Below are 12454 nucleotides of genomic sequence, written 5' to 3'. Positions count from 1 at the left end.
GGCGGAGATCGGCCTGCCCGCCGCGTCGGATTGCCGGCTGCGCCTCGTCAACACCGATCGCACCCGTATCATCGAGATAGCGGTCGACGGAACCGACGCCGCGGTCGTCGCGATCGACGGTATCGGGGTCACGCCCTTCGCGCTGGACGGCTGGTACCTTCCGCCCGCGGGGCGCCTGGACCTCGTGGTTAGAGCCCCCGCTGCCGGCGGCGTCGCCCGCCTGGTCGATCGCGGGCTCGATCCAGCCGTGCCGCTGGCGCGCCTCGTCGGGCAGGGCCCGGCGGGGCCAGGTGGCGGATTCGATCCCCGGCCGCTCCGCGCCGGGCGCATTCCGGAGCCGGTTCTCGATGCCGCCGAACGGCGTGTCTTCACCTTCGCCAGGGCGGACGCCGCCGCTCCGGCGGCTGTCGATGACCCGACCGGCGGCCTGCTCATCGGCTCGCTCTGTCTGTCCGCCGACAGCCTCTGGTCGATCAACGGCGCCGGGTGGCCGGGCAGGGACCATTCGGAGATCCCGCCGCCACTGGCAATTCTCGAACGCGGGCGCTCCTATGTGTTCGAGCTGAAGAATGCGAGCCGGATCATGCATCCGATCCATATCCACGGCCACAGCTTCAAGGTTCTCCGCTCGAACCAGCGGAACCTCCCGGTGCATCACGCGGATACCGTATTGCTGCTGCCCGACGAGACGGTGGAGGTGGCGCTTGTCGCCGACAATCCGGGGAAATGGATGTTCCATTGCCACGTCATCGAACATCAGGAGGCGGGGATGATGGGCTATGTCGAGGTGGTGTGAATGACACAACCGCCGCTGAACTAGGAGAAAGTTGTAGGACCACTTCAAATTGCTGTCGGGTCGGGCTGATTGGTGGGATACTTCGCGGGGCGACGGAAATTCCGGGGGAGGAACCGATGAAGGTACTTGCTCAAGCTCTTTCCGCTTCGATACTTGCGCTTTCCGCCACCGCGGTCCCGGCGGCCGCCCAGGACGACGATGCCCTGCTGAAGCGTGGCGAATACCTGATGAACGGCCCCGTTGCGTGCGGCAACTGCCACAACACCCGCGCCGAGGACATGTCCTTCGTGCCGGGGATGGCGTTCGCGGGCGGTTTCCACATCGTCGACAAGGGGATCGACGCCTACGCGGCCAATATCACCCAGGACCCCGACACGGGCATCGGCACCTGGACCGACGAAGAGATCATCACCGCGATCCGCGAGGGGAAGACGCCCGAGGGGGAGATCATCTTCCCGCCGATGCCGGTACCGACCTACAACAACATGTCCGATGACGACGTGCAGGCGATCGTCGCCTATCTCCGCACGATCAAGCCGGTCCATCACGAGGTACCGGAATCGAAATTCGAGATACCGCAGCAGGCGATGCCGCCGGCCAAGGGAAATCCCGCCCCCCCCATGTCCGACAAGGTCGCCTATGGCGGCTACATCGTCACGGCGCTCGCCCATTGCTTCGAGTGCCACACCTCGCCCGACGCCAATGGCGTCCCGGACTTCAAGAACGGCCTCGGCGCGGGCGGCTTCATGATCCAGCTCGCGCCCGGCATGGAGGTCGTCACGCCGAACATCACCTCGGATCCCGAGACCGGTCTCGGCAACTGGACCGACGACGACATCAAGAAGGCGATCACGGAAGGAATCGACCCCGACGGCGTCCACCTGTCGCCGCCGATGCCCTTCCCCTTCTTCGCCAACATGACGCCCGAGGATCTCGACGCGGTGGTTGCCTACGTCCGCACCATCCCGCCGATCGTCAACAAGGTCGAGCGGACCGACTTCCAGAAGAAGGCCTTTCAGTAGCCGGCGGACGACGCGCCCGGTCCGCCGGGTCGGTCGGCGCCGCCGGGCGGGACCCGGCGACCTGTTCGCCTAGAGATGCGAGGCGTCGGGCGCCGGCCGCGTCGTGAGGCCGAGCCGGTCGCGCCGCATCCATCGCACCGTCAGCGGGATCGCGACGGCGCCGAGGGCCGCGACCAGGCCGATCCATATGCCGATGCCGCCCAGCCCGGTCACGAAACCGAGCAGGACGCACAGCGTCACGCCGACGCCCCAATAGCCGACGCCGGCGTAGATCATCGGCATCCGGGTGTCGCCGAGGCCGCGCAACATGCCGGATGCCGAAACCTGCCCGGCATCGAAGAACTGGAAGAGGCCGGCGAAGACCAGGAATGTCACGGCAAGGCTGATCACCGTCTGGTTGGCCGGATCGCCGAGATCGAGGAAGACGCCGACCAGCGTCCGGCCGGCGAGGATCATCGTGAGTGCCGTCAAAAGGGCGATCCCCATTGCCATCGCGAAGGCGGTCCAGCCGGCGCGGCCGACTCCGATCAGGTCGCCGCGACCATAGGCAAGCCCGACGCGCACGGTCGCGGCAAGCGCGAAGCCGAGCATTGCCATGAAGGTCAGCGAGGGGAATTGCATGGCGATGGCATGGGCGGCGAGCGCGTCGGCGCCGACGATGCCCATCATGAAGGCGGCGACGTTGAAGACGCCGACCTCGAAGGTGAGCGTCAGCGCGATCGGCAGGCCGAGACGCCAGATCTCGCGATAGCGTACCCAGTCGGGCCGCCACAGGCGACCGAAGAGCGAGTAGCGCCTGAAGCGCCGGTCGAGGGAGATGATGCCCGCGAGTCCGAGGAACATGAACAGGTTGGCCAGCGAGGTGCCGATGCCTGCGCCGGTGAGGCCAAGGGCCGGCAGGCCGGGCGCGCCGAACATCAGCGCATAGACCAGGCCCGCATTGACGAAGAAGGCAGCGATCGCGACCGCCATCGCCGCGCGCGGCCTTTCCAGCGCGCCGATGAAATTCCGCAGGATGATGTAGCCGAGCAAGGGCAGGATTCCCCACTGCAGCGTCCTGAGGTAGCTCCCCGCCTGTTTCGCCAGCATGGGATCCTGGCCGAAGGCGATCAGGATATCCTCGCCGTGCCACAGGATGATCCAGACCGGCACCGACACGGTTGCCGCCGCCCAGAATCCCTGCCTGACACTGCGCCGCACGTCCCGGACGGAATGCCGGGCGCGGCCGAGCTCGATCGCGATCATCGGCGCCGTGGCGGTGACCAGTCCGATACAGAAGATCAGGAAGACGAGGTTGAGATTGACCGCGAGCGCGCCCGCCGCGACCGCCTCCGGCCCCAGCCAGCCCATGAAGACGACATCGGTGACGCCGAGCGCCATCTGCGCCATCTGGGTGATGATCATCGGCCACGCCAGCGAAAGCGTCGCGCGCGCTTCCGTGGCCCACGCTCCGCGCGCGGCCGGCACTGGCCTGGCAATGTCGGTCATGGCCGGGCTTTTAATCCGGCCCGCGTCGCCGCGCCATAGGCCATCTTCGCCGCGGCATCCGGATCGCGCCGGAGTGTGGCCCGGCGGTCACTCTTCCTCGTCGTCGAGGAGGAGCTCCCGGATCATCTCGAAGCTCTCGTGCACGGCGACGATGCTGGTCCGCTCGAAGAGACCGGCCTTCACATAGGGGTCGCCGGCGAGATAGGCCTCGACCGCCGCCCGGTCCGGCGCTTCGAGGATCAGCAGCGAGCCGTTCATCGTCTGCCCGTCGTCCTCGGTCAGCGGCACGCCGATGATCTTGCGGGCCGGAAGGTCGTAGCGATCGCCGTAGGCGCGATGGGCGGGACGGTTTTCCATCCGGGTCGCGAGCAGCCCTGGCTTGTCGACGGCGAAGATGGCGAAGAACATCGCAGCAGCTCCCTGGATATCAGCGCTGCCGGCAGGTGACCGCCGGTCCCCCGAACCGGCTCCAGCGGACCAGGCTGTCGTCGCGCAGCACGAGGCGCGCCGGGCCGGCAATATAGCGCGGAACCGGGCCATTGGGGTCGAAATGGAGCGTCACCGGCGGCGCGCCGGTTTCGGCCAGGGTCGCCATCTGCTGCGCGCCGTTGAAGGTCACCGTGATCGACGTCCCGCTGGCGCAGGAATAGCGGGCGACGATGCCACCGCCGCCCGGCGCCGGCGCGGCCGGTCCCGGTTGCGCGGCCGGGGTGCCCGAACAGGCGGCGAGGAATTCCCGTGCCGGTCCCGCGCTGCCGTCGAGCGAAAGCTGGAAGCTCGAGGGACCCGCCGTCACCCGCAGCGACTTCTCGCGGATGATCGCCGACCACAGCTCGTCGCCGAGCGGTATCTCGACCTGCGGCAGCGACGTGCCGACGACATCGTCGACCGGCGATCCCACCCCGGTATAGGTCCGGTTGAAGCCGCCGCCGGAAAACGTGATGGGAATGGCGCTCTGGGGCGAAAGCCCCGGCACGCTGGTGTCGAGCAGGGTGACCAGGACCCGTCCGGAACGCGGTGCGCAGGCGGCGCCGAAGTTGCTGGCGTCGGTCTCGGGGATGCCATGGCCGAGTGAAGCGCCATTGTCGAAGGTCGAGAAGATCCAGACCATTTCTTCGCCGGGCGTCGCGACCGCCGGCGGCTCGGGTGCCGTTGCGACCGGTGGTGGCGGCGTCGCACCGGGGATGGCCTCGCCTTCGGCCTCCATGGACACCACGACCGACCAGTCGTTCAGGCAGATGTTCGATTTCTGGCTGACCTGCGATCCGTTCGACAGGGTCAGCCCGATGTCGCGGTCGCAGGCGATGCCTTCCTCCGTCTCTCCGACCGCGAACTGCACCGCGCCGTCCTTGCGGCCGATGATGGCGACCGGCTGGCCGTCGAGCCGCACCGCCAGGATGGTCGCCGTCGGGTGATCGGTCGACACGGAGACGACCTGCGAGAATGTTTCGCCATCCGCGGCGTCATCCGCCGGTCCGGCCACGTCCGCGTCGCTGCCCGGTACGGCCGGCACCGCCGGAGCCTCCGGTACCGGCGGCACGGCCGGTTTCTCCGGTGCCGCCGGCGCGTCGGCGACGTCCGCTGCCCGGACCTTGACGGTCACATCCCAGTTGAGGGCGCACATGTCGGAGACGAGGTCGATCCGCTCGCCGGTCGATGCGACGAATGCGATCCGGTTGGCGCAGCCCACCGGCGTGCTCGGGCTGTCGATGCGGAAAAGGGTGGTTCCGTCGCCATGGCCGACGATCGCCAGTTCTTCGCCGTTGCGCAGGGCCTTGTCGATCGTGACGCCCGCCTGGTCGGTCCGCGCCGTGAAGATCCGACTGTCGGCGGATGCCGGCTGCGCGGCCGCGATGACCGTCAGGAAGGCGAGGATTGCAGGGAATGTCTGGCGGTGGCCCATCATCAGTCCGTTTTGTCTGGTGTTCCGGTGCGCGTCGTCCGGGGCGCGGCGGCAGGCTGGCAATGCAAGGCGGCAGCTTCGTGACGTGCACCTGAATGCCGCCTGAACGGCTCCGAATCAACCTGCCGCCGCTGGCCGCATTCCCGCATTGTCCATCTGCCTTGTTTTTTAGCGTCTCGCCCCCTGCCAAATTCGGACGGACCGGTGTAGACCGCAATCGCGGAAGCCAGAATGACGCCAGGGGAGCGATCTCGACCATGACCAGCCGCATCATTGCCGTGGAACCCTTCGACCTCGTCGTGTTCGGCGGATCGGGCGATCTCGCCTATCGAAAGCTCCTGCCGGCGCTTTTCCAGCGCCACAGCGACGGCCAGCTCCCGGAAACCGGGCGGATCATCGGTGTCTCCCGCCGGGATATGTCGGATGACGAATACCGGGCCTCGACCCGCGAAGCCCTCGAGCAGCACGTTCCGGCCGAGGAACGGACGGCCGAAGACGTCGAGAGCTTTCTCCGGCGGCTCCATTTCGTCCAGGTTGACGCCAAGGGCGACGGCGGCTGGGAAACGCTCGGCCGGGTGCTGGAGGAAGGCGGGGACCGTATTCGCGCCTTCTACCTCGCGGTCGGGCCGGAGCTTTTCGGCACCATCTGCCAGCGGCTCGGCAAGGAGGGCCTGGTCACCCCCGAGACCCGCGTCATCATCGAGAAGCCGATCGGTCACGATCTTGAATCGGCCTGCGAGGTCAACGACGCCGTCGGTTCGGTCTTCGACGAGAGCCAGATCTACCGGATCGACCACTATCTCGGGAAGGAGACCGTCCAGAACCTGATGGCGCTCCGCTTCGGCAACGCGCTTTTCGAGCCGCTCTGGAACAACGCGAGCATAGAGCATGTCCAGATCCTCGTTGCCGAGACGCTCGGCGTCGAGGGGCGGGGCGGTTACTACGACACCTCCGGCGCGCTCCGCGACATGGTGCAGAACCACATCCTCCAGCTCCTTTGCCTGGTGGCGATGGAGCCGCCGGCGCATATGGACGCGGACTCGGTTCGCGACGAGAAGCTCAAGGTGCTCCGCAGCCTCGTGCCGGTCACCGAGGCCAACGCCGCCGCCGCCACGGTGCGCGGTCAGTATCGGGCCGGCGCCGGCCCCGACGGTTCCGTGCCCGGCTATACCAGCGAGGTCGACAATTCCGAGACGACCACCGAGACCTTCGTCGCGATCAAGGCGGAGATCGCAAACTGGCGCTGGGCGGGAGTGCCCTTCTACCTCCGCACCGGCAAGCGGCTGGCGGCGCGGGTGTCGGAGATCGTCGTCTCCTTCCGGCCGATCCCGCACTCCATCTTCGATGCCGGCGCCGGCGCGTTGAGGCCCAACAAGCTGGTCATCCGCCTCCAGCCGGACGAGGGCGTCCGGCTGTGGCTGATGATCAAGGATCCCGGTCCCGGCGGCATGCGGCTGCGCTATGTGCCGCTCGACATGAGCTTCGCCCAGGCCTTCAAGGTGCGAAGCCCGGACGCCTATGAGCGTCTGATTCTCGACGTCATTCGTGGCAACCAGACCCTGTTCATGCGGCGCGACGAAGTCGAGGCGGCCTGGGCGTGGATCGATCCGATCGCCGAGGCCTGGCTGCATTCCAGCGATGCGCCGAAGGGCTACACCGCCGGAACCTGGGGCCCCTCGGCCTCGGTCGCGCTGATCGAGCGCGACGGCCACACCTGGTACGACGAGGCCGAATGAGCAAGCCTCAGCGCAGGAAGCGCCGCGTCAGCACCGGCACCGCGAAACCGATCACCAGGGAGACGAGGGCGAAGACCGTCAGCAGGAGCGCGACCAGCGCCCGGTCGTTGTCGGTCGCGTAGCTGCCGATGTTGAAGAAGGCGATGCCGATCGCCGCCACGATCAGCGCCACCGCGAGGATTCGCGACACGGTCGGTACGCCAAGCGCCAGGAAGCGGACCAGATGCCGAACCCCGCTCTCCGGTTTTTTCGCCAAGCAAACCCCCATCTCGATCGGTTCGGCGGAGAATAGAACAGATTCCCGTGCCGCGAAATTCGGCACCGCCAGGTCTGGAGATCGCCGCGCCCGGGCGTATCCTTGCAGGCCTGACAAAGACCTACGTGATCCCGTCCCGTGCGCCAGGAGACAGAGCCATGACCCTTCACGCCCGAATCGGAGAAGTGACCGAACGTATCGCGAAACGCAGTGAATCGGGTCGCGGGCAATATCTCGAACGCATTGCGCTCGCCGGGGAGCGGAAGCCGAGTCGCACGCGCCTGTCCTGCTCGAACCTCGCCCACGGCTTCGCCGCCTGCGGCTCCGGCGACAAGGCCCTGTTGCGGGGCGATTCGGCCCCCAATCTCGGCATCATCACCGCCTATAACGACATGCTGTCGGCCCACCAGCCCTACCAGCGCTTCCCCGGCCTCATCAAGGAAGCGGCGCGTGATGCGGGCGGCGTCGCCGAGGTCGCGGGCGGCGTGCCGGCGATGTGCGACGGCGTCACCCAGGGGCAGGGCGGCATGGAGCTGTCGCTCTTCTCCCGCGATACCATTGCCATGGCGGCGGCGGTCGGCCTCTCGCACGACATGTTCGACGCGGCCGTCTATCTCGGCATCTGCGACAAGATCGTCCCGGGCCTGTTGATCGCGGCGCTCACCTTCGGCCACCTGCCGGCGGTGTTCATCCCGGCCGGTCCCATGCCGTCGGGAATGCCCAATCCGGCCCGCTCCAAGGCCCGGCAGCTCTATGCCGAGCGCAAGATCACCTGGGAGGAACTGCTCGACGTCGAGGCGAAGTCCTACCACGCGCCGGGCACCTGCACCTTTTACGGCACGGCCAACTCCAACCAGATGCTGATGGAGATCATGGGCCTCCATATCCCCGGCGCGAGCTTCGTCAATCCCGACACGCCGCTGCGCGATGCGCTGACCCGCGCGGCGGCGGCGCGCGCCCTGGCGATCACCGCCCAGGGCAACGAATACACCCCCGTCGGCGCGATGATCGACGAACGCGCCATCGTCAACGGCGTCGTCGGCCTCCACGCCACGGGCGGCTCGACCAACCACACGCTTCATCTCGTCGCCGCCGCCAAGGCCGCCGGCATCCGGCTGACCTGGGACGACTTCGCGGACCTCTCGGAAGTCGTGCCGCTGCTTGCCCGCGTCTACCCGAACGGCACGGCCGACGTGAACGACTTTCACAAGGCCGGCGGCATGCAATACCTGATGCGCGAGCTGCTCGGCGCCGGCCTCCTGCACGAGGACGTCCGTACCGCCTGGGGCACCGGCCTCAACGGCTATCTGGTGACGCCCGAGCTTGGCGATGACGGCGGCATCGCCTGGAGCGAGGGGCGCTCGTCGAGCGGCGACGAGACGGTGCTGCGCCCGGCTTCCGAGCCCTTCTCGACGGAGGGCGGCCTTGCCCTGCTCGACGGCAATATCGGCCGCGCCGTCATCAAGGTGTCGGCGGTCAGGCCGGAGAACCAGGTGGTCGAGGCGCCGGCCCTTATCTTCCATTCGCAGGAAGAGCTCAGCGAGGCCTTCCGCGCCGGCCAGCTCGAGCGGGATTTCGTCGCGGTCGTCCGCTTCCAGGGGCCGAGGGCCAACGGCATGCCGGAGCTCCACAAGCTGACCCCGACCCTCGGCCTCCTCCAGGACCGCGGCTACAAGGTCGCGCTGCTCACCGACGGGCGCATGTCCGGCGCCAGCGGCAAGGTGCCGGCGGCGATCCACGTCACGCCGGAGGCCGCCGACGCCGGCCCGATCGCGAAGCTCCGCGACGGCGACGTCGTCCGGGTCGACCCGCCGCGCGGGCGTCTGCATGCCTATGTCGATCAGGAGGAATTCGCCGCCCGCGAAGCGGTGACCAGCGACCTGTCCGGCAACGAATTCGGCCTCGGCCGCGAGCTCTTCCGCATGTTCCGCGCCAACGCCCAGCCGGCGGAGATGGGCGCGGGGGTGCTTTAGGCGGCACGGCGCGCGCCGGCATCGCGGCGATCCCGCGGTGCATTGCGATTGAAACGCCGACTGTCATGCCCGACGTGGTCGGGCATCCAGTAAACGGTGCCACGGCCGGTTTTGCGTCGGCGGTGTCTACTGGATCCCCTTCACTCGCGCCGGTGGGGCCTTCGCCGGGGATGACGGTTGGGGACCGCGCGACCGTCCGCCGAGAGAAGACCGCCCCGTCAGCCCCGCCGCCTTGCCCAGGGCCGGGTGCCGGCCGGGATTTCGGCCTTGCCGATCGCCGGCTGGAGGTAGCTCTTCACCTCCGGCCATTCGCCCTTCTCGAAAGCCTTGACCAGGATCGGGTCCTCGGCCTGGAAGGCGTCGATGCCGACCCGCGCCATGAACGGAACCTGGTCGATGAAAAAGTCGCCGACCGCCCGTATCTCGCCCGCATAGCCGTCCCGGTCGCGCAGGAGCCGGGCGATCGAGAAGGCCCGTCCGTCGACGAATTTCGGCACGCTGACCGCGATTGCCGCGAAGCGCGGCAGGTCGTCCACCACGTCCCGCCAGTCGCTGTCGGGTGCGAGCACCAGGCCGACCGGCGCGTTGCGGCCGCCGAGCGTCTCGCGTTCCGCCCGCCACCGCGCCAGGCTGACGAAGACCGGCACGCCATCCGGTACCGCCGCCTCGTCGTCGAGCATCTGCCAGTCATTCGCGATGAACGCGCCGTCCTTCCACAGGGGCATGGTGGTCGCCGGGGCCTCTTCCGATGTCGCGTTTGCTGTCACGGATCTAGATTCCACTTCCGTCGGTTTCAAGCAGGGGTGCGTGGATGCCGCATTCGGTCTTGTCGAGGCCGCGCCACCGCCCCGAGCGCTGGTCCTCGTAGGAGCTCACCCGGCCGGTGCAGGGCACGCAGCCGATCGACGGGTAGCCCTTGGCGACCAGCGGATGCTCCGGCAGCTGATGGCGCAGCGCATAGGTCTTGAGGTCGGACGCGGTCCAGGAGGCCAGCGGGTTGATCTTGATCCGCGTGCCTTCGGCCTCGAACAGGGAAAGCCTGGCCCGCTGGGCGTTCTGGAAGCGCTTGCGGCCGGTGAACCATGCGTCGAAACCCCTGACCGCCCGCTTCAGTGGCTCCGTCTTGCGGATGTGGCAGCAAAGGTCGGGATTGGTCATCCACAGCGCCCGGTGCGGGTCGTCGCCGACGAGCCGCTGCGGATCGGGCGTCACGGTGCGAACGTCCCCCAGCCCGAGCGTCTCCACCAGCTTCGTCCGGTATTCCAGCGTCTCGGCGAACAGCCGGCCGGTATCCAGGAAGATCACCGGAACCTTGCGGTCGATCTCGGCGACGAGGTGGAGAAGCACGGCGGATTCCGCGCCGAAGCTGGAGACCAGCGCGACCTTGCCGGGAAACAGCTCGGTGACCGCGAGCTCCACCGCCGCGCTTGCCTCGAGGTCCCCGTGGCGCGCATTCAGCGCGGCCGCTTCCGCCCGGACGCCGTTGTCCGGATCGATCGCCAGGGCGATGGCATCACGCGGTGCCATAGAGCGCTTCCTTGAAGGGCGCCTGACCGAGGCGGCGATAGGCCGCGAGGAAGTCTTCGTCCGGGGTGTCGCGCCTGGCGAGATAGGTGTCGACCAGCGTCTCGATCGCGTCGACCACCTCGTCGCTCGAGAATCCCTTGCCGATGATCTCGCCGATCGAGGTATTCTCGTCGCCCGAGCCGCCGAGCGTGATCTGGTAGAATTCCTCGCCCTTCTTCTCGACGCCGAGAATGCCGATATGGCCGACATGGTGGTGGCCGCAGGCGTTGATGCAGCCCGAGATCTTGATCTTCAGCTCGCCGATCTCGGCCTGGCGCGCATGGTCGCCGAAGCGCTCGGAGATTCGCTGCGCGATCGGGATCGAGCGGGCGTTGGCGAGCGCGCAATAGTCGAGCCCGGGGCAGGCGATGATGTCGGTGACGAGCCCGGCATTGGCCGTGCCGAGGCCGTTCCGCTCCAGCGCCTCATACAACGCCGGCAGGTCGTCGAGCGCGACATGGGGCAGCACCAGGTTCTGCTCGTGGCTGACCCGGATTTCGCCGTGGCTGTAGCGCTCGGCGAGGTCGGCGATCAGCTCTAGCTGTTCGGCCGTCGCATCGCCAGGCGTGCCGCCGATCGGCTTCAGCGAAATCGTCGCAATCGCATGGCCGCTGACCTTGTGCGGCACGACATTCTGGACGACCCAGGCATCGAGGCCGGCGTCGCCCGCCCGTGCCCGGTTCAGCACGATGCTCTCCGCCGGCCTCGGCCGCAGGTCAGCCGGCAGCGCGAAATAGTCCCGGATTCGCCGGATCTCCTCGTCGGGCAGCGCCAGCGCCGAATGGCGGATGCGCTCCCATTCGGCATCGACCTGGCGCTTGATCTCCTCGGCGCCGGTCTCGTGGACCAGGATCTTGATCCGCGCCTTGAACTTGTTGTCCCTGCGGCCGAAGAGATTGTAGACCCGCAGGATCGCCTCGCAGTAGGAGAGCAGGTGCTCTTCCGGCAGGAAGTCGTTGATCTTGTGGGCGATCATCGGCGTCCGCCCGAGCCCGCCGCCGACGAAGACCGCGAAGCCGACGCGGCCGTTCGCGTCGCGCCTGGCCTGCAGCCCGATGTCGTGGACCTGGACCGCGGCGCGGTCGCGTTCCGCGCCGGTCACCGCGATCTTGAACTTGCGCGGCAGGAAGACGAATTCCGGATGGAGCGACGACCACTGCCTGAGGATCTCGGCATAGGGCCGCGGATCGACGATCTCGTCGGCCGCCGCCCCGGAGAACTGGTCGGCCGTCACGTTGCGGATGCAGTTGCCCGAGGTCTGGATCGAGTGCATCTCGACGCGGGAGAGATGGTCGAGGATGTCGGGAACGTCCTTCAGCGCCGGCCAGTGGAACTGGAGGTTCTGGCGGGTGGTGAAATGCCCGTAGCCGCGGTCGTATTTGCGGGCGATGAAGGCGAGCATCCGCATCTGCTCGGCATTGAGCGTCCCGTAGGGGATGGCGATCCGCAGCATATAGGCGTGGAGCTGCAGGTAGACGCCGTTCATCAGCCGGAGCGGTCTGAACTGGTCCTCGGTCAGCTCGCCCGACAGGCGCCGCGCGACCTGGCCGCGGAACTGCGCGACGCGCTCGGTGACGAACTCCTGGTCGAACTCATCATAGCGGTACATGATCGTCTTCCCTGTCGCGCCTTCGGCGCTTCTCGCCTCTTGTTCCGATCCCGGTCAGGCCCTCCGGGCCTTCCCCGCCTCTCGGTCTCTTGTTCCCGGTCAGGC

General features: G+C 67.9%; 11 protein-coding genes. 4 read left to right on the top strand and 7 right to left on the bottom strand.

Translation table 11 applies throughout. From position 1 onward, the window contains the following. Together KDJ86_RS04705 and KDJ86_RS04700 are read left to right on the top strand one after the other, a co-directional pair. Window positions 1-796: multicopper oxidase domain-containing protein (locus tag KDJ86_RS04705; RefSeq protein WP_291743535.1), on the top strand; the 796-nt coding region annotated here is incomplete at its 5' end. Window positions 797-912: 116 nt separating this feature from the next. Next, entirely contained in the window at window positions 913-1818 is a 906-nt protein-coding gene (locus tag KDJ86_RS04700; protein WP_291743534.1) for a c-type cytochrome, read from the top strand. Between the two features lie 69 nt (window positions 1819-1887). Here the strand turns inward: KDJ86_RS04700 and KDJ86_RS04695 are convergent, their stop codons facing one another. The 3 genes from KDJ86_RS04695 to KDJ86_RS04685 all read right to left on the bottom strand — a co-directional run bounded on the left by KDJ86_RS04695 (window position 1888) and on the right by KDJ86_RS04685 (window position 5209). Then, window positions 1888-3306, bottom strand: coding sequence for an MATE family efflux transporter (locus KDJ86_RS04695; RefSeq protein ID WP_291743533.1), 1419 nt, complete (start codon window positions 3304-3306; stop codon window positions 1888-1890). An 87-nt stretch (window positions 3307-3393) separates the two neighbouring features. Next, window positions 3394-3714 (bottom strand): YciI family protein, encoded by a 321-nt coding sequence (locus KDJ86_RS04690; protein WP_291743532.1) that lies wholly within the window; start codon window positions 3712-3714, stop codon window positions 3394-3396. A gap of 19 nt (window positions 3715-3733) precedes the next feature. After that, on the bottom strand, window positions 3734-5209 hold the full coding sequence (locus KDJ86_RS04685) for a hypothetical protein (protein WP_291743531.1): 1476 nt from the start codon (window positions 5207-5209) through the stop codon (window positions 3734-3736). A 257-nt stretch (window positions 5210-5466) separates the two neighbouring features. Here KDJ86_RS04685 and zwf point away from each other — a divergent pair, with 257 nt between their 5' ends. Beyond that, window positions 5467-6945, top strand: a complete 1479-nt coding sequence (gene zwf, locus KDJ86_RS04680; RefSeq protein WP_291743530.1) for a glucose-6-phosphate dehydrogenase — start codon at window positions 5467-5469, stop codon at window positions 6943-6945. 7 nt (window positions 6946-6952) lie between these two features. Here zwf and KDJ86_RS04675 read toward each other — a convergent pair whose 3' ends face one another. Beyond that, window positions 6953-7201, bottom strand: a complete 249-nt coding sequence (locus KDJ86_RS04675; RefSeq protein WP_291743529.1) for a hypothetical protein — start codon at window positions 7199-7201, stop codon at window positions 6953-6955. A gap of 158 nt (window positions 7202-7359) precedes the next feature. On the opposite strand from KDJ86_RS04675, the gene edd reads away from it, so the two are divergent. Further along, window positions 7360-9174 carry a phosphogluconate dehydratase gene (gene edd / locus KDJ86_RS04670; RefSeq protein ID WP_291743528.1) on the top strand — a complete coding sequence of 605 codons (1815 nt, stop codon included), beginning with the start codon at window positions 7360-7362 and terminating at the stop codon, window positions 9172-9174. 218 nt (window positions 9175-9392) lie between these two features. Here the strand turns inward: edd and KDJ86_RS04665 are convergent, their stop codons facing one another. The 3 genes from KDJ86_RS04665 to KDJ86_RS04655 are packed head-to-tail and all read right to left on the bottom strand — an operon-like array spanning window position 9393 to window position 12349. After that, window positions 9393-9941: a DUF934 domain-containing protein gene (locus KDJ86_RS04665; protein WP_291743527.1), complete on the bottom strand. Its 549-nt coding sequence runs from the start codon at window positions 9939-9941 to the stop codon at window positions 9393-9395. Window positions 9942-9945: 4 nt separating this feature from the next. Continuing rightward, a complete protein-coding gene (locus KDJ86_RS04660; protein ID WP_291743526.1) occupies window positions 9946-10701 on the bottom strand; it encodes a phosphoadenylyl-sulfate reductase in 756 nt (251 codons plus the stop codon). Continuing rightward, window positions 10688-12349: a nitrite/sulfite reductase gene (locus KDJ86_RS04655; protein ID WP_291743525.1), complete on the bottom strand. Its 1662-nt coding sequence runs from the start codon at window positions 12347-12349 to the stop codon at window positions 10688-10690. Before KDJ86_RS04655 ends, KDJ86_RS04660 begins: the two co-directional genes overlap by 14 nt. Between the last annotated feature and the right edge of the window lie 105 nt (window positions 12350-12454).

The sequence above is a fragment of the Bauldia sp. genome (assembly GCF_020442045.1).
In the GTDB taxonomy this organism is placed as follows: Bacteria; Pseudomonadota; Alphaproteobacteria; order Rhizobiales; family Kaistiaceae; genus Bauldia.
The sequence above is the reverse complement of the archived record's forward strand: the minus strand, read 5'-3'. Positions and strand labels throughout refer to the sequence as shown.

Excerpts from the sequence above, each read along its gene's own strand:
- KDJ86_RS04700 (WP_291743534.1), top strand. The coding sequence starts at position 913 with ATGAAGGTACTTGCTCAAGCTCTTTCCGCTTCGATACTTGCGCTTTCC.
- KDJ86_RS04695 (WP_291743533.1), bottom strand. The coding sequence starts at position 3,306 with ATGACCGACATTGCCAGGCCAGTGCCGGCCGCGCGCGGAGCGTGGGCC.
- KDJ86_RS04690 (WP_291743532.1), bottom strand. The coding sequence starts at position 3,714 with ATGTTCTTCGCCATCTTCGCCGTCGACAAGCCAGGGCTGCTCGCGACC.
- KDJ86_RS04685 (WP_291743531.1), bottom strand. The coding sequence starts at position 5,209 with ATGGGCCACCGCCAGACATTCCCTGCAATCCTCGCCTTCCTGACGGTC.
- zwf (WP_291743530.1), top strand. The coding sequence starts at position 5,467 with ATGACCAGCCGCATCATTGCCGTGGAACCCTTCGACCTCGTCGTGTTC.
- edd (WP_291743528.1), top strand. The coding sequence starts at position 7,360 with ATGACCCTTCACGCCCGAATCGGAGAAGTGACCGAACGTATCGCGAAA.
- KDJ86_RS04660 (WP_291743526.1), bottom strand. The coding sequence starts at position 10,701 with ATGGCACCGCGTGATGCCATCGCCCTGGCGATCGATCCGGACAACGGC.
- KDJ86_RS04655 (WP_291743525.1), bottom strand. The coding sequence starts at position 12,349 with ATGTACCGCTATGATGAGTTCGACCAGGAGTTCGTCACCGAGCGCGTC.